Here is a 22,582-nt window from a genome sequence, read left to right on the forward strand (position 1 = left end):
CAACCGTGCGGGTACGGTTCCCGCCATGCACATCGTCGCCGTGCTCGCCCTGGACCAGGTGATCCCCTTCGACCTGGCCACCCCGATCGAGGTGTTCGCCCGCACGACCCTGCCGGACGGCCGCCCCGGCTACGAGGTCCGCGTCTGCGCCGAGCACCCCGAGGTCGACGCGGGCGCGTTCACGCTGCGCGCGCCGTGGGGGCTCGACACGCTGCGCGACGCGCACACGATCATCGTGCCCGGCACCGCCGTCCTCCACGCCGCGTTGACCCCCGCCGTCCGGGCCGCCCTGCGTACCGCCGCCGCGAACGGCACCCGGATCGCCTCCATCTGCTCGGGCAGCTTCCTGCTGGCCGCGGCCGGGCTGCTCGACGGGCTGCGGGCCACCACCCACTGGGTCGCCGCCGACCTGCTCGCCGCCACCCACCCGGCCGTCGACGTCGACCCCGGCGTGCTGTATGTCGACAATGGACAGATCCTGACCTCCGCCGGCGCGGCCGCCGGGCTGGACCTGTGCCTGCACCTGATCCGCCGGGACCACGGCTCGGCCGTCGCCGCCGCGGCGGCCCGGCTGTCCGTCGTACCGCTGGAACGCGAGGGCGGCCAGGCGCAGTTCATCGCCCACGACCACCAGCCGACCCCGCAAGGTGCCGAACTCGAGCCGCTGCTCACCTGGCTGCGGGCCAACCTGCACCTCGACCTGACCCTCGCCGGCATCGCCGCCGAGGCCGGGATGAGCACCCGCACCCTGATCCGCCGCTTCCGCGACCAGACCGGCGTGACCCCGCTGCAGTGGCTGCACCGTGCCCGCGTCCGCCGGGCCCAGCACCTGCTGGAGACCACCCGCCAGTCCGTCGAGCAGATCGGCGCCCAGGTCGGCTTCGGCTCCCCGACCGCGTTCCGCGACCGCTTCAAGCGCACGACCGGCGTAAGCCCGCAGGCCTACCGCCACTCGTTCAGCTGACACGGGTGCAGGATGGGACGATGTCGACAGTGATACGCCCGGTGCGGGCGGGAGACGGGCCGGGACGGGCCAGGGTGTGGCAGGAGGCGGGCACGTTCTTCGCCGCCCTGGAGCCCGGCATCGCGCAGGAGCCGCATCCGGACGGGCTCGTGGAGTGGCACGAGGACCTCTGCGAGCGCCACGCGGCGGACCCGGCGGTGCTGATGCTGGTCGCCGAGACCGCCGGGGAGATCGTCGGGACGGTGGTGGCCCAGGTCCACGAGCCGCTGCCGTCCGCGCGCTGGCAGCTGCAGCGGGACCTGGCGCACCGCAGGGTCCACGTCGACGCCCTCGCCGTGATCGGCGCCGCCCGCCGCACCGGGGTCGGGGCGGCGCTGATGGCCGAGGTCGAGCGGTGGGCCGTCGAGCAGGGCGCCACGGTGGTGACGCTGGAGACGAACCTCGCCAACCCGACGTCGGTGCCCTTCTACGGGGAGCGCATGGGCTACTCCCCGCGGGAGGTGGTGTTCCGCAAGGAGCTGCGGTGACCCGGCCCCGCACCGGCTACCGGGCGGCGGGCACCTCCTCGCGGCGCGGCTGCCCGGCCGGCCGGGCGCGGAAACCCTTCGCCAGCAGCCACACCGCGAGGACCATCTCGTTGAGCCCGAGCGGGGCGACCAGCAGGCCGTGGACGGTCGAGTCCGGGGTGAGCACGCCGAGCAGGACGAGGACCGCGTCCACCAGGTACGGTGCCACCGCGACCACCGCCCAGCCCGAGATCCACCGGGGGACCAGGCGCGAGCGGAACAGCAGGACGTTGAGCAGCAGCGCGCTCAGGCAGAAGAAGAACGCGTGCGGCGCGTAGTCGAAGTCCGGCCGCGTCGCGGGCACCAGCAGGACCACCTCGACGGCCCGCGCCGCGACGTAGCCCACCGCCAGGGCCTCGCCGTGCGCCTTGAGGACCGGGAAGAGCACCGGCGGGATCATCACGATCGCGGCGCCCATCACCAGCACCATCAGCGCGCTCCCACCGGCGGAGCGGTCCAGCAGCGCGGCGCTGAGCACGCCCGCGACCGTCGCGGTGATGAAGAGGCCGCCGGTCACCCGCGCGGTCGTTCGGTCCATGTCCACTCCCTCTGTCCGATGCAGGCACCGAGTAGAGCCGCCGCCGGTGTGCGGCTGGTTGGGAACGGGCTTGCCCGCGGTGAGCGGGGCGTGCCAAGCTCGCGCTGTGGTGCGGATCAGGCTGCTCGGTGGTGTCCGCGTCACCACCGGTGACGGCGCGCCGGTCGACGTCGGCTCGGCGAAGACGCAGACGCTCCTGGCCGCCCTGGCGCTGTCCCCGGGCACGCCGCTGCCGCAGGCCCGCCTGATCGACCTCGTCTGGGGTGACGAGCCGCCCCGCACCGCGCACAAGACCCTGCAGTGGCACATCGCCCAGCTGCGCAAGGGCCTCGGCGCCGGCGCGATCGCCCGGGTCGGCGACGCGTACCGGCTCGACGTGGCACCCGACTCGGTCGACGTGGCCCGGTTCCAGCGGCACGCCCGCGACGGCGACCCGGGCACCGCGCTCACCCACTGGGGCGGGGCTCCCCTGGCGGGCCTGGACGCGCCGGGGCTGGCCGCCGCGGTCGCGGGGCTCACCGAGCAGTGGCTGGCGACCGTCGAGACCGACCTGGAGCGCCGCGCCGGGGCCGACCCGCGCGGGACCGCCGGGGCGCTCGCCGAGTTCGCCGAGCAGCACCCGCTGCGGGAGAGCGCGTGGGGGCTGCTGATGACGACGCTGTACCGGCTGGGCCGTCAGGCGGACGCACTCGCGGCGTACCGGCGCGCCCGCCACCACCTCGTCGCCGAGGCGGGGGTCGAGCCGGGACCGGCCCTGCGTGACCTCGAGGCCCGCATCCTCGGCCACGACGCCACCCTCCTCGACCCGCCACCCGCCGCCGCGCAGGAGCCGGCCCGTCCGGTCCCGCACGAGCCCGCGGCACCCGGTCCGGCGCTGCCGCTGGCCGCCGGCAGGCTCATCGGCCGCGACGCGGACCTGCGCGCGGTCGCCGAGGCGCGGGCGCCGGTCGTGACCCTCGTCGGGCCGGGCGGGATCGGCAAGACCCAGCTGGCGCTCGCCGCCGCCCGCAGGCAGGAGCGCGAGGCGTGGTTCGTCGAGCTGGCCGGGATCGCGGCGCCGTCGGACGTACCCGTCGCGGTCGCCGACACGATCGGCGCCGCCAACCGGCCGGGGCACAGCGTGACCCAGTCGATCGTCACCGCCCTGCGGGCCAGGCCGGCGCTGCTGGTCCTCGACAACTGCGAGCACGTCGTCGACGGCGCGGCCGCCCTCGCGCAGGCCGTCGTCGCCGGCTGCCCGCAGGTCACGGTCCTGGCCACCGCGCGGGAGCGGCTCGCCGTCGCCGGTGAGCAGGTCCTCGTCGTCGGGCCCCTCGACGCGGCCGCCGGCGCGGAGCTCTTCGACGCAAGGGCCGCCGCCGCCGACCGCACCTATGACCCCACGGCCCACCGGGCGGCCGTCGGCGAACTGTGCCGCCGGCTCGACGGCATCCCCCTCGCCATCGAGCTGGCCGCGGCCCGCACCGTCAGCCACCGCCCGGAGGATCTCGTCGCCCGCCTCGACGACCACCTCCTCGGGATCGGCGGCCGCCGGGCCGGCGCGGCACGGCACCGCACGCTGCGGGCGGCGATCCAGTGGTCGTACGACCTGCTCACCCAGGACGAGCAGACGCTCCTGCGGGAGCTGTCGGTCTTCGCCGCCCCCTTCGACCTGCGCGCCGCCGAGGCCGTCACCGGGGTGCCCGACGCCGACGGCGTGCTCGGTGACCTCGTCGGCCGGTCGATGGTCACCGTCGCGTTCGGGCCGGCCGGGCGGCGGTTCCGCCTGCTGGAGACCGTGCGCCAGTTCGCCGCCGGGCACCTGCGCGAGCGGGGCGCCGCCGACGTCGTCGCCGGCCGGCACGCCCGGTGGTGCACCGGCGAGGTGGCCCGCATCCACGGCATGCTCGCCGGTCCCGGCGAGGCGGGCGGCGTCGAACGCCTCGCCGAGCTGTGGCCGAACCTCCGCGCCGCGGTCATGTGGGCACGAACGACCGGGGACGCCGACCTCGCCGACGCGCTGGTCCGGCCGCTCGTCACCGAGCTGCCGCTGCGGGGCCGGCAGGAACTCGGCGACTGGGCCGAGCTGATCCTGGCGATGACGACCGCCGCGGACCCGGACCTGCGCGCGTTCTGGCTGCTGTGGGTCGCGGAGCGGCACACGCAGAACGCGAACCCGGGCGGCTACCGCGAGGTCGCCGACCGCTACGGCGCGGCCGAGGGGCCGTTGCGCCGCTGGGCGGACGCGTACTGCGGCGGCGACGGCGAAACGCTGCGGCGGTGCCTGCCCGGCGCGGTCGCGGACCTGCACCGGCAGGGCGAGCCCGACCTGGCGGCGTTCCTGGAGCTGGCGTCGGCGGGGACGCTGCTGGGCATCGGGGGCTTCGCGCACGTCGACGCCGCGGTCGGCGCGCTCGCGGACCGGCACCGCGCCGGCGGGCCGCCGACCCTGCTGCACTGGGCGTTGCAGACCCTCGCGTACTCGGCCGCGTTCCAGGGCCGCTCCACCGACGCCGAACGCCGCTTCGACGAGGCCGCCAGCGTCGACGTCCCACCCGGCACGCTGTCGGCGAACACGACCGCCGAGGCCCGGGCCGCCTTCCGGCGCGGCGAGCGGCCACGGGCGCTGCGGCTGCTGCGCTCGTACGTCAGCGAGCTCATCGACACGGGCAACGCCGTCGCGGCCAGCGTGGTCTGCATCGAGTTCGTCAACATGACCGCCGCCCTCGACCGGACCGCCGAGGCGTCGCACATGTTCGGTTACCTCTCGGCCGCGAACGACTTCGGCGCGATGGCCGCCCGCACCCTGATCCCGCGGGCCGCCCGGCTGACCGTCCACGACGGACCCCGGATCGACGATCACGAGGCGCTGCGGTACATGCGTGACGTGCTCGACGAGCTGATCGCGGCCCTGCCGTGACGGAGCCCTCGGAACTCGCGCTGCGGGACTGGGTGCGGACCCGGCTCAACGCCTCGATCGTGCGGGACCTCGCCAGCCTCGACTACGGCATGCGGGTCGACGAGCACCGCCGGGCCATCGAGGAGCTGCTCGTCGCGCGGCGGCTGCCGGACGCGCTCGACTGGACGCCGCGCGAGGTCCTCGAGCTGTCGGCGCACACGGTCGTCACCGAACACGATCCGGTGCCGGGGTCGGCCGGCTGGCGCGGCCACGTCGCGCGGCTCTTCTCCTGCCTGGCGCTCACCCGCACCGGCGACGCCGTCCACCCGGCCGGGCCCGTCGCCGGGCTGGTCGGGTCGGCGCTGGACCTCGGCCCCGAGCCGGCCGCCCTCGCCGCGCGCTTCCTCGCCTGGTGCCGCCTGCACGAGCCCGGCGGCTGGCGGGACAACCCCGGATCCCGGCCGTTCCTCACGCTCGGGCTGCTGCTGACGGACGACCCGGCGCTGCTGGACGCCTTCACCGGCGAGGTGCGCGCCGCCGTGCCCGTCGAGCGGTGGTGGGCCGACGGCACCCCGTCGGCCGCGCTGAAGGAGACCGCCGGCGCCGAGGCGTGGCGGGCCTGGCGCGCCCTCGTCGACCGCCGCACCGACGACCCCCTGCTGCGGTCCTGGTTCAAGGTCGGCTGACCTTGCACAACCGATCGACATCGGGCACTGTGGTGCGTCACGGGGGTGGCGTCGATGACGTGGATTTGGCGTGTGCTGACAATGTTCGTGGCCGGTGCGGTGCTGGCCGGCTGTGACAAGCCGGCCCCGCCCCCTGCCCCGTCGCCGTCCGCGTCCGTGAGCCCTTCGGCGTCGGCGACACTGCCGGCGGCCGCCACGGCGGGGACGTGCTCGTCGACGTACACGACCACGTACGGGTACGACACCGTCTCCGGGCTCACCGTCAGCGAGCTGCACCTCGTCGCGGACTGCTCGGCCAGGCACCTGACGGAGACGGTCCACGTCGGCACGTTCACCGGCGCGCAGGCGCAGGCGGCCGCACCGCCCGCACCCGCCGGACGGCAGGCCGCCTACGCCGAGTGCGAGCAGCGGGCCGGCGACTTCCTCGGCGCGGACTGGCACGACGGCCGGCTCGCCCTGCTGTTCCTGCCGCCGACGGCCGCGCAGTGGGCCGAGGGGACACGCACGTTCCGCTGCGATCTCGTGGAGCTGCGCGGTGTCCTCGGCGACGCGCTGCCGCGGTCGGGTTCGCTGAAGGACGGGCTGCGCGGCACCCGGCCGGTCGGGCTGGGGTGCGGCACCGCGGAGTTCAACACGGACAAGAACCCGCGCCTGCTGCTGCCGGCGGCGTGCGAGCAGGAGCACAACGCCGAATACGTCGGCACGTTCCGCGCGCCGGCCGGATCGGCCGTGGGCACCGGCAGCGACAAGGCGTTCCTCGACGGCTGCCAGCGGGCCGCCGCCGCCTACGTGAACCAGCCGCTCGCCGAGCTGACCAGGCGCCAGGGGTCCGGCATCACCTGGTGGCGGGTGTCGACGATCAACTGGGACGCCGGTGAACGCTCCGCCCGCTGCGTCGTCATCTTCCACCGCCCGGTCACGAAGTCGCTGCGCGGGCTGGGGTCCGCGCCGATCTGACGGTCAGTCCGTGACGCCGAGCTGGAACAGCCGGACGCGTCGCCGGTGTGGACCGGAAAATGCTTCGACGGCCCGCGCGCGGCTGTGGACAATCGCGGCATGGAACTGCGCGCGGCGCGGCCCGCCGACCTCGACCAGATCGGGGCGCTGCTCACGGACCGCGGCGAGGCCGCCGACGCCGAGGACCACCGGCTCGTCGTGGGGGATCCCGGCGGCGGCTATGACTCGTGCGCGGTCGTCGTCGACGGTGACCGGGTCGTGTCCACCGCGACGCTGCTCGACGAGACCGTCGTGCTCGGCGGCGTGCCGATCCCCGCCGGGCAGGTGGAGCTCGTCGCCACCGACCGGGCCTACGAGGGCCGCGGCCTGGTCCGCTCCCTGATGGAGTGGGCGCACGAGCGGTCCGCCCGGCGCGGGCACCTCATGCAGGTGATGGTCGGCATCCCGTACTTCTACCGGCAGTTCGGCTACCAGTACGCCATCCCGATCCCGCAGAACAGGGCCGTGCACACCGTGCCGGACATGCCCGACGGCTGCACGGTGCGGGCCGCCGGGCCGGACGACATCGAGGCGATGGCCGGGCTGCAGGACGCCGTCCAGCGGCGGCACGAGCTGAGCATGCCGCACTCGCCGATGTGCTGGCGCGCGCTCGTCGCCCGCTCCGGCAGCACCCAGGTCGTCGTGGAGCGGGCCGGCCGGCCGATCGGCACCGGCAGGGTCACGCCACCCGCCGAGGGCGTCGTGCTGGCCGAGGTCGCGGCGGACGAGCCGGCCGCGGTCGCGGCGCTGCTCGCCCACGCCGCCGGGCTGGCCGGTGGCCAGGAGTTCCAGGCGAAGGACCGCGAGGAGCTGCTCGCCGCGCACCTGGCACCGCCGGAGCCGGGCGCCGCCGAGTACTACGTGCGCGTCCCCGACGTGCCGGCGCTGCTGACGCACCTGCGCCCCCTGCTGTCGGCGCGGCTGTCCGGCTTCGCCTCCGACGACGACGTCGTCGTTTCGTTCTTCCGTCACCATGTACGGCTCCGGCGCGCCGGCGGTGTCGTGACCGAGGTCGTCGCCGGCGGCCCGATGCAGGCGCCGGCGTCGCACGGCGGTGCGGGCGTCGCACCGGACCTCGTCGCGCCGCTGCTGTTCGGCCCGCACGGCATCGCCGGCCTGACCGCGCGGCACCCCGACGTGTACCCGGGCCCGAACGCCGACCTGATGCGGGCGCTGTTCCCACCCGTCACCGCTGACCTGCTCACGTTCTACCTGCCCTGAACCCCGCACAATTTCCGGCCGGGAACCGTTCAGGTGCCGGACGGTTGCGCCGATGGTCTCAGCGTCACACGGACGCGACGGACCACAGGGGGCACGGATGAACCGCTCGACGATCACGAAGGCGCTCACGCTCGCCGGCTGCACCGCCGTCGCCGGCCTGCTCTGCGGGACCGCCGCCCACGCCTCCGGCACCGACGTCTACGCCCGCGGCGGCGTCATCTACTCCGTCGACGGCGACCGCACCGTCCGGCTCACCGAGGACCAGGTCAACTCGCAGCCCAGCCTCTCCCCCGACGGCACGCGCATCACGTACGTGCACAACAACACCGTCTGGGTGATGAAGGCGAACGGCGCCGGCAAGCACCAGGTCAGCGACCGCACCGGAACCGCACCCGTCTGGTCACCGGACGGCACCACGATCACCTACACGGCCGAGTCCTGCACCGGCGCGCCCGGCACGTTCCGCGTCGGCACCCGCGGCGGCGCCACCTCCGAGCCGATGACCCCGGCCGCGTGCCGCGACCAGGCCGCCCCGCAGGTCGGCTACATCACCGACGTCCCCGGCGAGGACACCCCCGCGCGGTAAGCTCCCCACCCCCGGCCCTACCCCGGCTGTGGCCACCCGCATCGGGTACCGTCGCCGACGTGCCCGACCTGGTCCGCCCCACCCGCGACGACGGCTCCGACCTGTGACCGCCCGCAGCGCCGACCATCCCGTGCTGGGCACCGTCGAGTTCGACGGGGGCACGCCGGACGACGTCACCGCGGTCGCCGGCGACCTGGCCCGCTTCGACGAACGCGCCCGGCACGCGATGCGCGAGGACTCGCCGCGCGAGGACTACCTGGACTTCGACGGCGCCGCCGACGTGCTTGGCGCCCTGTTCCACGCCGACACCGCCACCTTCGTCGCGGCGCTGCGGCTGGCCCGCGTCGGCCTGTACCCCGGCGAGACCGGCACCCGCGCGGTCCTGGACTACACGCTCGGCCGGCACCTCACCGACCACGTCGTCGCGGTCACCTTCGACGCCACGGGCACCGTCGACAGCGTGGCCGTGGAGAGTTGACCGCGGTCCTCGCCCTCGGCGGCCCGGCGGGCTCCGGCAAGACCAGCATCGCCGCCGCCCTCGGTGCCCTCCTCGGCGCCCCGGTCGTGCACCTCGACGACTGCTACCACGACGATCCCGCGCTGGCGCCGAGCCTGCCGCGGTACGACGGCCCCGGCCGCGTCGTCAACGTCAGCGACCCGGCCGCCATCGACCCCGACCGGCTCCGGCGCCGGCTCGCCGCGCACCGGGACGTGCCGCTGGTCGTCGTGGAGGGCATCTTCGCCCTCGCCCTGCCGCCGCTGGCCACCGCCCGCTGGAAGGTCTACGTCGACACTCCCCCGGACGTCGCCATCGCCCGCAAGACCCTGCGCAAGATCACCGAAGGCCGCGACCCGGCCCTCGTGCTGCGCGGCTATCTGGAGCACGGTCGCGGCGCGTACACCGGCCACATCGCCCCGACCAGGCACCTCGCCGACCTGATCCTCGACGGCACCGCCCCGGTCACCGCCTCCGCCGAGCGGATCGCCCGGCACCTTTCGCAACCGCCGGGGAGTTGACTCTCCCATGGTGGGAGACGCCAGGGTGGGGGTGTGCGAGTGGACGAGCTGTTGAGCATCGGGGAGCTGGCGAGGCGGACCGGGGTGCCGGTGAAGGTGATCCGGCACTGGTCGGACATCGGGGTGGTGCCGCCCACGGAGCGCAGCGGGGGCGGGTACCGGCGGTACGACGCGCGGGCGTTGGCGCGGCTCGAGCTGGCGCGGACGTTGCGGGAGCTGGGGCTGGGGATGGCGGCGATCCGGGAGGTGGTCCAGCGGGAGCGTGGGCTCGGTGAGGCGGCGGCGGTACACGCGGACGCGATCGAGGCGCAGGTCCGGGCGTTGCGGTTGCAGCAGGCGGTGCTGCGGTCGGTGGCGCGGCGGGACGCGACCGCGGAGGAGCTGGCCGAGCTGACCCGGCTGGCGCGGCTGTCGGCGCAGGAGCGCACCGCGATCGTGCAGCGGTTCGTGGTGGACGCGGTCGGGGATCTCGACGTGCCGGCGTACCGGGACGGGTTGCTGGCGGCGACGCCGGACCTGCCGGAGCGGCCGACCGACGAGCAGCTCGACGCGTGGATCGAGCTGGCCGGGCTGGTGCGGGAGCCGCGGCTGCGGGCCGCGTTCGAGCGGATGGCCGGGTACGCCGCCGAGCACGCGCCCGGGGAGCCCGGCGACCGGGACGTGGCGGCGGTCGAGCGGCTCACGGACCTGTGGGTGCGGCGGGTCACCGAGGCCGCGGACCGGGGCGTCATGCCCGACTCACCGGCGGCGGACCCGGTCGTGGCGGGCATCGTCGAGGCGTGGATCCCGACCCAGCACGGCACGGACCTGGGGCTCGAGCGGGACGGTGCGGAGGCCCGGCGGAGGCTGCTGGAGCAGCTGGAGGTCGCCTCGGACCGGGGCGTCGAGCGGTACTGGCAGCTGCTGTGCGTCATCAACGGCTGGCCCGTCCGGCCGAGCCTCGCCGAACCCGGCGCCTGGCTGATGACGGCGTTGCGGGCGAACCCGGTGCCGGGCGGCCGGGCCGCCGGGATCGCCGCGATGGCCGACGACGGCGGCGATCCCGAGCAGGTGCTGGCCGACTGCGAGCGGGTCCTGGCCGCGGTGGGGGCGCTCGTCGCCGCCACGGAGGTGGGCCGGTTCGGCGATCCCACGCCGTGCGCCGGCTGGGACGTACGGGAGCTGCTGAACCATCTCGTCTGGGAGAACCTGCTGTGGACCGGCCTGGCCACGGGCGCGCCGCGGAGTGACTTCGACGCCGATCATCTCGGCGACGACCATGTGGCCGCGTTCCGGGCCGCGGCGGCGGCGACGCTGGCGGCGTTCCGGCGGCCGGGTCTGCTGCGGGAGCGGTTCGGGCCGGCGCCGGGGTGGCGGATGGTCGAGCAGGTCGTCATCGAGATGCTGGTGCACGGCTGGGACCTGGCCACGGCGACCGGGGCGGGCACGGACCTCGTCCCGGACGTCGCCAGGCGCACGCTGGAGGCGGTGCGGGCGATCTACGGCACGCTTCCCCGGACCGCCGGCGGGTCGTTCGGGCCGGAACAGCCTTGGCCGGGCACGGCGACGGCAGCGGACCGGCTCGCCGCCTACCTCGGTCGCGCCGTCACAGGTCGCCGTCGGTGATGCCGCCTTGCTCGGTCGTGCCCTCACAGGTCGCCGTCGGTGATGCCGCCTTGCTCGGTCGTGCCCTCACAGGTCGCCGTCGGTGATGCCGCCTTGCTCGGTCGCGCCGTCACAGATCGCCGTCCATGATGAGGACGAGCGAGTTGCCGTCCGGGGCGACGCAGCGGTGGCCGGGCTCCGGGGCGACGAGGAGCCAGGCGGCCAGCTGCTCGAGGTTCTCGGCGAGCTCCTCCTGGACGTCTTCGGGGTCGTCGACGTCGAGTGCGTCATAGGGCAGGCTCTCCAGGGCCGAGCGCCAGCCGGACGCCGCGAACTCGGCCCGCACGGCATCGAGGACGGCGGGCGGCAGCTCGGTCACGATCGGCCACGACGCCCGGGGTGCGCTGCCGCGCGGCCAGGGCCAGGCGATGCTGCTCCGCTCCCAGTGGGCGGCGAGGGTCGGCAGGCCCAGCGCCGTCAGCGTCGGCGTCCAGTCCAGCGCCATCGTCTCCTGGATCCAGATGGCCTGCTCGCCGTGCACCGGCAGCGCGACGGCGTCGAGCAGCGGCGCCAGCAGGCGGACCACGTCGGTGGCGTTCGCCTCGTCCAGCTGCCCTGCCAGGACGTCGCGCGCGAGCCGCTCCACGGTCATGCCCGGCCAGCTGCGGGCGAGGTGGAAGTCGAGCTCGACGACCTCACCGGCCGACTCGTCGAGCAGCAGGTCGCCCGGCGCGAGGCCGGACCCGACAAGGTCCCACAGCAGCTCGGTGGAGACCAGGAAACCGATGACGTGACGCTCCGACACAGCCGGAGGATAGCCGGGGTCCGTCACGCCAGGGCGGGCAGGATCACCTCTTCCAGCACGGCGACGGGGGTCCGCCACTGTTCGGGGTCGTCGTAGTTGCCGGCGGTGACCGCCACCGTCAGGTCGAGCTCGGGCACGACGGCGAGACGCTGCCCGCCGTTGCCGGCGGCCATCACGATCGGACGCCCCGCCAGCGTCTCCAGGTACCACTGGTAGCCGTACATGGCGTCCCAGTCGGTCGTCAGGCGCGGCGTGAGCATCGCGCTGATCCAGTCCGCGGGGACGAGGTCCGGGCCGCCCGCGAGGAGCACCGAGCCGATGCGGGCCAGGTCGCGCGGGGCGAGCCGCAGCCCGGACGCCGCCGACGCGACCCCGTCCGCGCCTTCGATCCACCCGAAGTGCTCGACGCCCAGCGGCTCGAACAGCCTGGCGCGCGCGTATTGCGGCAGCGACCACCCGGTGCCGTCGGCGATCAGCTTGCCGAGCAGCGCCGTGGCGCCGCCGCAGTAGCTCCACCGGGTGCCGGGCTCCTCGACGATCGGCCGTTGCAGCACGTACCGGTACCGGTCCGCGGCCAGCTCCATGGCGATCTCGGCGTTGTCTGGGCTGTCGTACGGGATCTCCTCGCGCCATTCGAGACCGAGCGACATCGTCAGCGCGTGCCCGACGGTGAGCTCGCGGCGGGCGGCGTCGGCGGCCAGGTCCGGATACTGCGGGAACTGCTCCAGCAGCGGCGCCGCCGGGTCGGGCACGCACCCTTCGCCGAGCGCGACACCGTACAGCAGCGCCGTCACGCTCTTCGTGACCGACCGCAGGTCGTGCAGCGTGTCCGGCCCGAACTCGACCACGCCGAGCGGGACGTTCCACGTCCAGTCGGGGCCCGTGCCGTAGTGCTCCAGGACCGTCTCACCGCCGCGCACCGCCACGACCCCGTGCAGCCCGTCGAGGTGCCCGGCCGCGATCGCCTCGTCCAGCCGCCCCCGCAACCCGTCCGTCATCGCTCCTGACTAGCACAAATCCGCCGCCGTCCGCGACGTGGCAGTCTGGACGGGATGAACAGCAGAGCGTTGTCCGGTGTCGGTGTGCTGTGCGTGGCGGTGTCGATCGTCATGTACGGCCTGTTGCACGTGCTCCAGCCGTCGGCGCAGCTGGACTGGACGAGCCGCACGATCAGTCAGTACGCGCTGCTGTCCAACGGCTGGGTGTTCGACGTGGCGACGCTGCTGCTCGCCGCCGGGTCCCTGACCGTGGTCGCCGCGCTGCGGTCGGCCGGGCTGCTGCTCCGCCCGGGCGCGACGGTGGCGCTGCTGCTGTGGGTCGCCGGCCTGGTCGGCGTGGTCTGGTTCGAGAAGCACAACTGGGCGGCCGGCCCGTCGATGAGCGGCGACATCCACCGCGTCGCGAGCCTGGTCGCGTTCCTGAGCCTGCCGGCGGGCGCGCTGCTGGCCGCGGCGCCGTGGCTGCGCGCGACCCCGGCCCGGCTCGTCGCGCTCGGCGGGGTGGTGTCGCTGCTGTGCTTCTCACCCATCCTGTGGGCGCTGGTGTCCGAGCCGTGGACCGGCGTGCGCTGGTGGCGGGCGATCCCGCTCGGCGGGGTGGAGCGGCTGCTCGGCCTCGCGGAGGTCGCGACGGTACTGCTGCTGGCATGGTGGGCCGCCCGCACCCCCCGCACCCGCTGACGCGATGACCCTGCTGACACGGGTGGGCGCGGGGACCGCCGACGATCCCCGCGCCCTGTTGTGCCGTTCAGTGGGTCAGCTGCTGTACACCTCGAACTCCCACAGCGAGTAGCCGTAGCCGGTGGCTCGGGTGGTGCCGTTGATGCGCACGTAGCGGCCCGTGCCCGTCAGCCCGGTGTGGTCGTCGACGCCACCGTTCTCGCCGGTCACCGTCTTGATGGTCGTCCAGTTCGTCCCGTCGGCGGACGTCTGGATCTGATACGCCGAGCCGTACGCCGCTTCCCAGGTGAGCTTCACCCGGGCGATGGAGTACGACTGGCCGAGGTCGACCCGGATCCACTGCGGGTCCGAGAAGGTGCTCGCCCACCGGGTGGTGCCCGAGCCGTCCACGGCCGCCGACGCGGGGGTGCCGGCGTTCTCGACGCTGGAGGCCGTCGCGGTCTTGTTCAGCGCGAGGTTGGTGGCGGGCGGCTGGGTGCTCGTCCCCCCGTACACCTCGAACTCCCACAACGAGTAGCCGTACGCGGTGCCGCGCGCCGTGCCGTTGATGCGTACGTAGCGGCCCGTGCCGGTCAGCCCGGTGTGGTCGTCGACGCCGCCGTTCTCACCGGTCACCGTCTTGATCGTCGTCCAGTTCGTCCCGTCGGCCGAGGTCTGGATCTGATACGCGGAGCCGTACGCCGCTTCCCAGGTCAGCTTGACCCGGTTGATGGCGTAGGACTGGCCGAGGTCGACCCGGATCCACTGCGGGTCCGAGAAGGTGCTCGCCCACCGGGTGGTGCCCGAGCCGTCCACGGCCGCCGACGCCGGGGTGCCGGCGTTCTCGACGCTGGAGGCCGTCGCCGGCTTGTTCAGCGCCAGGTTCGACGACGGCGGCTGGGTGGTGCCGGAGTTGAACGTGAAGTCGTCGATGTCGAACAACGACCCCGCGCCACCGGTGAACACCAGGTACAGCGAAGACGTGCCGGCGGGCGGGCTGATCGACCCGGTCACGTCGGCCCAGGTCTCCCAGCCGCCGGTCGGGGCGACCTGCACCGTGCCGGCCACCGGGCCGGTCGGCGAGCCGGTCCGCACGGTGATCGTGCCGCCGGTGCCGGCCGAGGCGACCCGCGCCTTGAAGCTGTTGACGCCGGCCAGGTTGTACGTGTTGAACGAGATCCAGTCGCCGTTCTCGATGTACCCGACGGCGTTGCCGCCGTGTGCGCTGGGCTTGGCGGCGAGCTGGACGCCGTTCATCGTGTTGTAGTGCTCGGCCTGCCGGGTGCGCGGCTGCAGCTGGTGCTGGTCCTGGACCGCGGTGCCGCTGACCGGGGTGTAGACGGCGGCCATGACCCCGAAGATGTTCGAGCTGGGGTCGTGTTCACCGTCCACTGTGGTCTGGATCGACCCGGTGCAGCCGTTCTTGCTGGTGATCGGGTGACCGTGACTGTCGTGGCCCAGGACGTAGTTGACCACGACCCGGTTGCAGTCGATGGTGCCGGCGTTCGGGTCGGTGACCCGCACCTCGAACGGCACCAGGTCGCCGAACTGGAACACCGAGCCGTCGGCCGGGGCGATGAGCTGGATCGTCGGTCTGCCGACCCCGACGACGACGCTGGCCGTCGCGGTTCTGCCGCCGGTGTCCCGCACCGTCAGCGTCGCGGTGTACTCGCCGTTCGTGGGGTACGTGAACGTCGGGTTGGCCGCGGTGGAGTCGGTGCTGCCGTTGGTGGTGAAGTCCCAGGCGTACGTGATCGCGTCGCCGTCGGGGTCGTTGCTGCCGGCCGAGCTGAACTGCACGGTCAGCGGTGCCGCCCCGGAGGACGGGGTCGCCGCGGCCTGGGCGATCGGTGCCCGGTTGCCGCCGCTGTTGTACTCGATGCGGTACAGCGCCGAGTTGGCGTCGCCGCCGAACCAGGTGGTGCCGTAGTCGAGCACGTACAGGGCGCCGTCCGGACCGAACTCCATGTCCATGATGGCGGTGCCGGTCCACGGGATCGGCGTGATCGTGCCCGCCGTGCCGTTGGCGTTGATGGTGGCCGCCTTGATCCAGCGGCTGGTGAACTCGCCGAGCATGACCTGGCCGTTGTACGAGGCCGGGAACTTCACGTCGGAGACCAGGTTCGGGTTGAAGTTGTAGACCGGGCCGGCCATGGGACCGCCGCCGCCCAGCTCGGGCCGCCACGGGCCCTGACCGCCGTACGGCAGCCAGGCGGCCTGCGACGCCGGCAGGGTGGTGATGCCCGTGTTGTTCCGCGAGTTGTTCGTCGGCCCACCGGCGCAGTTGTACGCCCCGGACGACGGCCCGCTCGGGAACGTGTACTCCTGGTACGGGGTGTTGTAGTTGGAGCAGTACGGCCAGCCGAAGAAGCCCGGCTTGGTGATCCGCTCGAACGAGACCGTGCCGGCCGGCCCGCGGTTCGGGTCGGCGGAGCCGGCGTCGGGGCCGTAGTCACCGAGGTAGACGACCCCGGTGGCCTTGTCCACGCTCATCCGGAACGGGTTGCGGAAGCCCATGGCGTACACCTCGGGCTTGGTGTTGGCCGTGCCCGGGGCGAACATGTTGCCGGCCGGGATGGTGTAGCCGCCGGTCGCGCCGGGCTTGATCCGCAGGACCTTGCCACGCAGGTCGTTGCTGTTGCCCGAGGTGCGCTGCGCGTCGTAGGCGGGGTTGCGGTCGGCCCGCTCGTCCAGCGGCGCGTAGCCACCGGAGTCGAACGGGTTGCTGTCGTCGCCGGTGGACAGGTACAGGTTGCCGGCGGCGTCGAAGTCGATGTCACCGCCGACGTGGCAGCACAGCCCGCGGCTGGTCGGCACGTCGAGGATCGTCACCATCGAGTTCGGGTCGATCGTGTTGTCGTCCCGCACGGTGAAGCGGGCCAGCTTGTTGGAGCCGTTGAACGGGGCGAACTGCGCCGCCGTGCCGGTGGACGGCGCGTCGCCGCCCGGCGTGCTCAACGGTGGCGCGTAGTACATGTACACCCATTTGTTGGTGGCGAAGTTCGGGTCCGCCTTGATGCTCTGCAGGCCCTCCTCGTCGTGGGTGTAGACCTGCAGCGTCAGGGCGACCTTGGTGTTGCCGTTGACGTCGGTGTACCGCACGACGCCGTCGCGCGAGGTGTGCAGCACGCCGCGGTTCGGCAGGACGGTGAGGCCCATCGGCTCGCCGGTCTCCGCCACGCCCTTGGCAAGGTTCACCTGGTTGAACGTGCCGACGGCGGACTGCACGGAGCAGTTGCCGATGTTCTGCGCGGCGTACTTGATGCCGCCGAGCAGGTGGGTGCGGAAGTTCGCCTCGGCGTAGCTCTCCTGGGTGTGGCCGAGGCCGGTGTACCAGGAGCGCCCGCCGTCATACGCGCGGCACCAGGAGATCGGGTGGTCGCCGTTCATGGTGCCGCCGGTGTACGTGGCCTCGTTCAGGTTGGCCAGGACGTGCACCTGCGAGCGCGGGTTGGTGCGGTAGTTGTACAGCTCGTCCGTGCGGTTCCAGTTCGCCGGGATGCCCGCGTTGGACGGGTGCGCGGTGTCCTCGATACGGACCGTCACCGGCTGGATCGCCGGGTGGCTGGAGAAGTAGGCACCCACGAGGTTGCCGTACCAGGGCCAGTCGTACTCGGTGTCGGCGGCGGCGTGCACACCGACGTAGCCGCCACCGGCGCGGATGTAGCGCTCGAACGCGGCCTGCTGGTTGGCGTCGAGCACGTCGGCCGTCGTCGACAGCCAGATGACCGCCTTGAACCTGGCGAGGTTGGTGTCGTTGAACTGCGTCGCGTCCTCGGTCGCCTCGACCGTGAAGTTGTTCTGCGTGCCCAGTTGCTGGATCGCGGTGATCCCGGCGGGGATCGCGTCGTGCCGGAACCCCGCGGTCTTGCTGAAGATCAGCACCGAGAAGTCGGCCGCGAACGCCGGGGCAATGTTGAAGCCTGCCGCGGCCAGCACGAGGGCGACGCAGAGCAGCACTCTGCGGAACATGATCGGTTGCACCTCTCCTACGGAAGAAAGCAGCGAACGACGTGCGCCGATCACGTCCGATCGTTGGCCGCGGTCTGGTGACCCCGCGGTCGGGTCCCGGACGCGGGCACGGTTGTGCGCCGCCCGCTCCGGCGGGTGGATGGGGGATGTCGCGCGGGCTTCGGTGCCACGCGGATGTGCGGCGTCGCGCGCCTCGCCGAAGGTCGCGCGGTGCCGTTCGGCGGCCCGGCACCGTTGGCGGCGGCATCCGGGCATTTCAGGGGCGGGGGCGGGGGCGGGGTCTCCTTCCACCTCGACCAGCAACTCCAGAGAGCGCTCTCTCATCGAGGTGCCGACCAGTTAAGCAGACTCCCCACCCGCTGGCAACGGTCTCAGCATCGACCACCATTTATCCGAGCAATCGAGCACCACGATCACGTGCGTGACCCCCGCCCCGCCGCCCACGACAGCCTGCCGTTTCACGGCACGAATCCGCCGGCGACCGGTCATGCGGCCCGGGTGACGTTCTGTCGCCCTGGACGGTGGTGGGCTGGCGGCATGAGCAATCCGGAGCGGGAGCGGGTGGAGTCGTTCGGACGGCCGGAGGACGGGCTCGCCGACGCCACCCCGTGGTACCGGTGGGGACCGTACCTCAGTGAGCGCGCCTGGGGGACGGTCCGCGAGGACTACAGCGGCGACGGCACCGCGTGGGAGGCGTTCCCGCACGAGCACGCACGGTCCAGGGCGTACCGGTGGAGCGAGGACGGCCTGGCGGGCATCAGCGACGCGGAGCAGCGGCTGTGCTTCAGCCTCGGGCTGTGGAACGGTCGCGACCCGATCGTCAAGGAACGCATCTTCGGCCTCACCGGCAACGAGGGCAACCACGGCGAGGACGCCAAGGAGTACTGGTGGTACCTCGACGCGGTGCCGAGCCACGCGTGGCTGCGCTGGCGGTACCACTACCCGCAGCGGGCGTTCCCCTACCAGCAGCTCGTCGGCGAGAACCGGCGGCGCTCGCGGGAGGAGCCGGAGTTCGAGCTGCTGGACACCGGCGTGTTCGACGAGGACCGGTTCTGGATCGTCGAGGCGGACTACGCCAAGGCCGACCCCGACGACCTGCGCATCCGGCTGCGGGTCACCAACCCCGGGCCGGAGGCGGAGACGCTGCACGTGCTGCCGACCGTCTGGTTCCGCAACACCTGGTCGTGGGAGGGCGGCGGCACGAAGCCGCGGCTCGCCAGGAAGGACGACTCGATCGGCATCGAGCACGAGGGCCTGGGGTCGATGGTGCTGCAGGCGGCGCCGGGCCCCGACGGGTCGATGCCGCGGCAGGTGTACTGCGAGAACGAGACCAACGCGGAACGGCTCTTCGGGGCGCCGCCGGTCACGCCGTTCCCGAAGGACGGGATCAACGACCACGTGGTGCACGGCACCGCGACCGTGAACCCGGCCCAGGAGGGCACGAAGGCGGCCTTCTGGTACGAGTGCACCGTCCAGCCCGGCGAGACGGTGGAGCTGTCGCTGCGGCTGGCCCCGAAAGTCGACAAGCGCGCGTTCGGGCCGGGCTTCGAGAAGGTCCTCAAGCAGCGCCGGACCGAGGCCGACGCGTTCTACGCCGAGCTGACCCCGGCCGGGACCAGCGCCGAGGACGCCATGATCATGCGGCAGGGGTTCGCGGGCATGATCTGGGGCAAGCAGTTCTACAACTACGACGTCGCGCGGTGGCTCGCCGGTGATCCCGCGCAGCCGCCGCCACCGCCCGGGCGGCAGCACGGCCGCAACGCCGGCTGGCGGCACCTGGACGCCTCCGACATCATGTCGATGCCGGACCCGTGGGAGTACCCGTGGTTCGCCGCGTGGGACTCGGCGTTCCACGCGGTCGCGCTCGCCCGCCTCGACCCGGCGTTCGCGAAGTACCAGCTGGTCCTGCTGTGCCGCGAATGGTTCCAGCACCCCAACGGCGCGATCCCCGCCTACGAGTGGGCGTTCGAGGACCTCAACCCGCCGGTGCAGGCGTGGGCCGCCCTGCAGGTGTACAACGTGGACGGTCGCCGCGACCTCGCGTTCCTCACCCGGGTCTTCTCGAAGCTGGTCCTGAACTTCACCTGGTGGGTCAACCGGGAGGACGCCCAGGGCCGCAACCTGTTCGAGGGCGGGTTCCTGGGCCTGGACAACATCGGCCCCATCGACCGTTCGCACCTGCCGCCGGGGTACCGGCTGGAGCAGTCCGACGCGACGGCCTGGATGGCGTTCTACTGCCTCAACCTGCTCGAGATGGCACGCGAGCTCGCGGCGCACAACTCGGCGCTGGACGACCTCGTCGTGAAGTTCCTCGAGCACTTCGCCCTCATCTCCGAGGCGATGCAGGGCAACGACCTGTGGGACGAGCAGGACGGGTTCTACTACGACATGCTGCGCGGGCCCGACGGCAGCAGTGCGCCGCTGCGGGTGCGGTCGATGGTCGGCATCATCCCGTTGTTCGCCACGAAGGTGCTGTCGCAGGAGGACTTCGCCCGCGTCCGCCGGCTGTGCAAGAGTTTCGCCGCGATGCCCGAGCATCAGGTGCTCGGCGGGACCGACGGGATGGTCGGCGTCGGTGTGGCCGCGCACGGCCGGGCCCGCCGCATCCTGCCGCACCTGTTCGACGAGGAGAGCTTCCTTTCGCCGTACGGGCTGCGCGCCCTGTCGAAATGGCACGCCTCGAACCCCTTCAGTGTGCAGCTGCCCGGCTGGACGGCGACGGTCGGCTACGAGCCCGCCGAGTCCACCACCGGCATGTTCGGCGGCAACTCCAACTGGCGCGGTCCACTGTGGATCCCGTTGAACTACCTCGTGGTGCGCACCCTGGAGGACTATCACGCCAACCTCGGCGACGCCGTGAAGATCGAGTACCCGACGGGTTCCGGGCGGCAGTGCACCGCCGGCGAGATCGCCGAGGACCTCAGGCAGCGGATGCTGTCGCTGTACCGGCGGGGCCCGGACGGCCGCAGGCCGGCGTTCGGGTGGATCGACCGCTTCCAGAACGACCGGCACTGGCGGGACAACCTGCTGTTCTACGAGTACTTCCACGCCGACAACGGCGCCGGTCTCGGCGCCACGCACCAGACCGGCTGGACGGGCCTGCTGGCCGAGCTCGTCGCGCGCCCGGCGGTGGCCCGATGATCACGTTCGGCCGCCAGGTGTGCGGCTCGCTGGAGTCGGCGGCCAGCCGCGAGTGGCTGGTCACCGACGGGCTCGGCGGCTACGCGATGGGCACCGTCGCCGGGCTGCGCACCCGCCGGTACCACGGGCTGCTCGTGGTCGCCCTGCCCGGCGCGGCATCCCGCCGGCTCGGCCTCGCCGCCCTCGACCCCGTCGTGCGGATCGGCGACCGGGTGGTCCGGCTCGCCACCGACGAGTGGGCCGGCGGCACCGTCGACCCGGCCGGGCACGTGCACCTCGCCGAGTTCAGCCTGTCCGACGGCGTACCGTCGTGGCGCTGGGACCTCGGCGACGTGGTGCTGGAGCGGGAGATCGCGATGGCCCACGGCCGGTCCGCGGTCGGCGTGGTGTTCCGCGTCCTGCGCGCGCCGCACCCGATCTCGCTCGACCTCACCCCGTTGTGCACGTGGCGCGACGCGCACGGCGAACGCAACGCGTACGGCGCCCCGCAGCTCACCCCGGTCGCGGGCGGCTTCGAGTTCGAGGGCGCCTACCGGGTGACCGGCCCGTCGTGGCAGCCGGGCGGTGAATGGTTCCGCGGGGTGTACGCCCGTGAGGAGGCCGCCCGCGGGCTGAACCCGACCGAGGACCTCTTCGCCGCGGGCCGCTTCACCGCCACGCTCGCGCCGGGCGCCGCCACGGCCGTGACCGCCTCCGTCGGCGAGGAGACGTCGACGGGCGTCGACATCGTCGCCGCCGCCCGCGAGCGCGCCCGGTCGCTCGGCCGGCTCGCCGGCGCGGGCGACGCCATCGGCCGGCAGCTGGCCGTCGCCGCCGACCAGTTCGTCATCGACACGCCCACGGGCCCGTCGGCCGTCGCCGGCTACCCGTGGTTCGGCGAGTGGTCCCGCGACCTGATGACGTCCTTCGAAGGCCTGTTCCTCACCACGGGCCGCCACGACGAGGCCCGCAGGGTCCTGCTCCGCGCCGGCGCGACCGTGTCCGACGGGATGCTCGCCAACACCGCCGACACCGGCACGCTGGAGTACAACACCGCCGACGCCGCGCTCTGGTTCCTGCACGCCGCCGGGCGGTACGTCGCGGTGACCGGCGACCTGGACGTCGTCGCCGCGCTCGCCGAACCCATGCACGAGGTCCTCGACCACCACCTGCGCGGCACCCGCTACGGCATCGCCGCCGACCCCGCCGACGCCCTGCTCAACCAGGGCAAACCCGGCTTCGCCCTCACCTGGATGGACGCCCGCGTCGACGGCATCCCCGTCACCGACCGGCACGGCAAACCCGTCGAGATCAACGCCCTGTGGATCTCGGGCCTGGCGGGCACCGCCGCGCTGTTCGACCGCATCGCCCGCCGCAACGACTGGGCGTCCCTCGCGGCCCGCGCGGCGGCCTCGTTCTCGGCCCGCTTCCCCCGCCCCGACGGCCTCGGCCTCTACGACGTCGTCGACGGCCCCGCGGGCGACGACCCGTCGATCCGGCCCAACCAGCTCCTGGCGGCGGCGCTGCCGTCCGTGCCGGCGGCGGATCCACGCATCGTCGAACTCTGCCGTGCCACGCTGCTCACGTCCCTCGGCCCGCGCTCGCTGGCCCCCGGCTCACCGGGCTACCGCGGCGTGCACCGCGGCAGCTCGTCCGACCGCGACCACGCGTACCACCAGGGCACCGTGTGGCCATGGCTCATCGGCCCCTTCGTGGACGCCGCCCGCCGCGTCGGCGCGGACACCACCGGCGTCCTGGACGGCCTCGAACTCCACCTCGGCGAATGGGGGCTCGGCTCGGTCTCCGAAACCACCGACGGCGACGCCCCGCACACGGCCACCGGCTGCCCGTTCCAGGCCTGGTCCGTCGCCGAGCTCTTCCGCGCCCGCGCGCTCCAGCACACGGACCCGGCACCCGCGATGCCGGGGAAGCGGTCGACCTGACCGTCCTACCGGCCCGCGCCGGCCGCCATGGCGCTGACCGGCGGCGGA

17 protein-coding genes are annotated in these 22,582 nt (G+C 73.5%); 13 read left to right on the forward strand and 4 right to left on the reverse strand.

Annotated elements, in window-relative coordinates; genetic code table 11:
* The first annotated feature begins 25 nt into the window (after positions 1 to 25).
* Together ACZ6TV_RS28125 and ACZ6TV_RS28130 are read left to right on the forward strand one after the other, a co-directional pair.
* Positions 26 to 964 (forward strand): GlxA family transcriptional regulator, encoded by a 939-nt coding sequence (locus tag ACZ6TV_RS28125; RefSeq protein ID WP_465300279.1) that lies wholly within the window; start codon positions 26 to 28, stop codon positions 962 to 964.
* Positions 965 to 984: 20 nt separating this feature from the next.
* Positions 985 to 1,491 (forward strand): GNAT family N-acetyltransferase, encoded by a 507-nt coding sequence (locus tag ACZ6TV_RS28130; protein WP_465300280.1) that lies wholly within the window; start codon positions 985 to 987, stop codon positions 1,489 to 1,491.
* Positions 1,492 to 1,507: 16 nt separating this feature from the next.
* Here ACZ6TV_RS28130 and ACZ6TV_RS28135 read toward each other — a convergent pair whose 3' ends face one another.
* Positions 1,508 to 2,068 (reverse strand): DUF4386 family protein, encoded by a 561-nt coding sequence (locus tag ACZ6TV_RS28135; RefSeq protein ID WP_465300281.1) that lies wholly within the window; start codon positions 2,066 to 2,068, stop codon positions 1,508 to 1,510.
* A 106-nt stretch (positions 2,069 to 2,174) separates the two neighbouring features.
* Here ACZ6TV_RS28135 and ACZ6TV_RS28140 point away from each other — a divergent pair, with 106 nt between their 5' ends.
* The 8 genes from ACZ6TV_RS28140 (at position 2,175) to ACZ6TV_RS28175 (ending at position 11,057) form a co-directional block, all read left to right on the forward strand.
* Positions 2,175 to 4,967, forward strand: coding sequence for an AfsR/SARP family transcriptional regulator (locus tag ACZ6TV_RS28140; RefSeq protein WP_465300282.1), 2,793 nt, complete (start codon positions 2,175 to 2,177; stop codon positions 4,965 to 4,967).
* Entirely contained in the window at positions 4,964 to 5,632 is a 669-nt protein-coding gene (locus ACZ6TV_RS28145) for a hypothetical protein (protein ID WP_465300283.1), read from the forward strand. Before ACZ6TV_RS28140 ends, ACZ6TV_RS28145 begins: the two co-directional genes overlap by 4 nt.
* A gap of 81 nt (positions 5,633 to 5,713) precedes the next feature.
* Entirely contained in the window at positions 5,714 to 6,589 is an 876-nt protein-coding gene (locus tag ACZ6TV_RS28150) for a septum formation family protein (protein ID WP_465300411.1), read from the forward strand.
* 99 nt (positions 6,590 to 6,688) lie between these two features.
* Positions 6,689 to 7,849: a GNAT family N-acetyltransferase gene (locus ACZ6TV_RS28155; protein ID WP_465300284.1), complete on the forward strand. Its 1,161-nt coding sequence runs from the start codon at positions 6,689 to 6,691 to the stop codon at positions 7,847 to 7,849.
* A gap of 97 nt (positions 7,850 to 7,946) precedes the next feature.
* The gene (locus ACZ6TV_RS28160; RefSeq protein ID WP_465300285.1) at positions 7,947 to 8,435 is read left to right on the forward strand and encodes a TolB family protein; all 489 of its coding nucleotides are present in this window, start codon (positions 7,947 to 7,949) and stop codon (positions 8,433 to 8,435) included.
* A 103-nt stretch (positions 8,436 to 8,538) separates the two neighbouring features.
* Positions 8,539 to 8,913, forward strand: a complete 375-nt coding sequence (locus ACZ6TV_RS28165; protein ID WP_465300286.1) for a hypothetical protein — start codon at positions 8,539 to 8,541, stop codon at positions 8,911 to 8,913.
* Complete coding sequence (locus ACZ6TV_RS28170; RefSeq protein WP_465300287.1) at positions 8,910 to 9,452, forward strand: uridine kinase family protein; 543 nt, start codon at positions 8,910 to 8,912, stop codon at positions 9,450 to 9,452. The genes ACZ6TV_RS28165 and ACZ6TV_RS28170 overlap by 4 nt, the downstream gene beginning before the upstream one ends.
* 39 nt (positions 9,453 to 9,491) lie before the next feature.
* On the forward strand, positions 9,492 to 11,057 hold the full coding sequence (locus tag ACZ6TV_RS28175) for a TIGR03086 family metal-binding protein (RefSeq protein ID WP_465300288.1): 1,566 nt from the start codon (positions 9,492 to 9,494) through the stop codon (positions 11,055 to 11,057).
* A 109-nt stretch (positions 11,058 to 11,166) separates the two neighbouring features.
* Here ACZ6TV_RS28175 and ACZ6TV_RS28180 read toward each other — a convergent pair whose 3' ends face one another.
* Both ACZ6TV_RS28180 and ACZ6TV_RS28185 read right to left on the reverse strand, forming a co-directional pair.
* On the reverse strand, positions 11,167 to 11,841 hold the full coding sequence (locus ACZ6TV_RS28180; RefSeq protein ID WP_465300289.1) for a hypothetical protein: 675 nt from the start codon (positions 11,839 to 11,841) through the stop codon (positions 11,167 to 11,169).
* 23 nt (positions 11,842 to 11,864) lie between these two features.
* Complete coding sequence (locus ACZ6TV_RS28185; protein WP_465300290.1) at positions 11,865 to 12,839, reverse strand: serine hydrolase domain-containing protein; 975 nt, start codon at positions 12,837 to 12,839, stop codon at positions 11,865 to 11,867.
* A gap of 54 nt (positions 12,840 to 12,893) precedes the next feature.
* On the opposite strand from ACZ6TV_RS28185, the gene ACZ6TV_RS28190 reads away from it, so the two are divergent.
* On the forward strand, positions 12,894 to 13,520 hold the full coding sequence (locus tag ACZ6TV_RS28190; RefSeq protein ID WP_465300291.1) for a DUF998 domain-containing protein: 627 nt from the start codon (positions 12,894 to 12,896) through the stop codon (positions 13,518 to 13,520).
* A 75-nt stretch (positions 13,521 to 13,595) separates the two neighbouring features.
* On the opposite strand, the gene ACZ6TV_RS28195 is transcribed toward ACZ6TV_RS28190, so the two are convergent.
* Positions 13,596 to 17,471, reverse strand: a complete 3,876-nt coding sequence (locus ACZ6TV_RS28195; protein WP_465300292.1) for a ThuA domain-containing protein — start codon at positions 17,469 to 17,471, stop codon at positions 13,596 to 13,598.
* A 537-nt stretch (positions 17,472 to 18,008) separates the two neighbouring features.
* Here ACZ6TV_RS28195 and ACZ6TV_RS28200 point away from each other — a divergent pair.
* Together ACZ6TV_RS28200 and ACZ6TV_RS28205 are read left to right on the forward strand one after the other, a co-directional pair.
* Positions 18,009 to 20,612 carry an MGH1-like glycoside hydrolase domain-containing protein gene (locus ACZ6TV_RS28200; protein WP_465300293.1) on the forward strand — a complete coding sequence of 868 codons (2,604 nt, stop codon included), beginning with the start codon at positions 18,009 to 18,011 and terminating at the stop codon, positions 20,610 to 20,612.
* Positions 20,609 to 22,534 (forward strand): amylo-alpha-1,6-glucosidase, encoded by a 1,926-nt coding sequence (locus tag ACZ6TV_RS28205; RefSeq protein ID WP_465300294.1) that lies wholly within the window; start codon positions 20,609 to 20,611, stop codon positions 22,532 to 22,534. The genes ACZ6TV_RS28200 and ACZ6TV_RS28205 overlap by 4 nt, the downstream gene beginning before the upstream one ends.
* Positions 22,535 to 22,582: the final 48 nt, after the last annotated feature.

It is taken from the genome of Dactylosporangium sp. NPDC051087 (assembly GCF_055586325.1).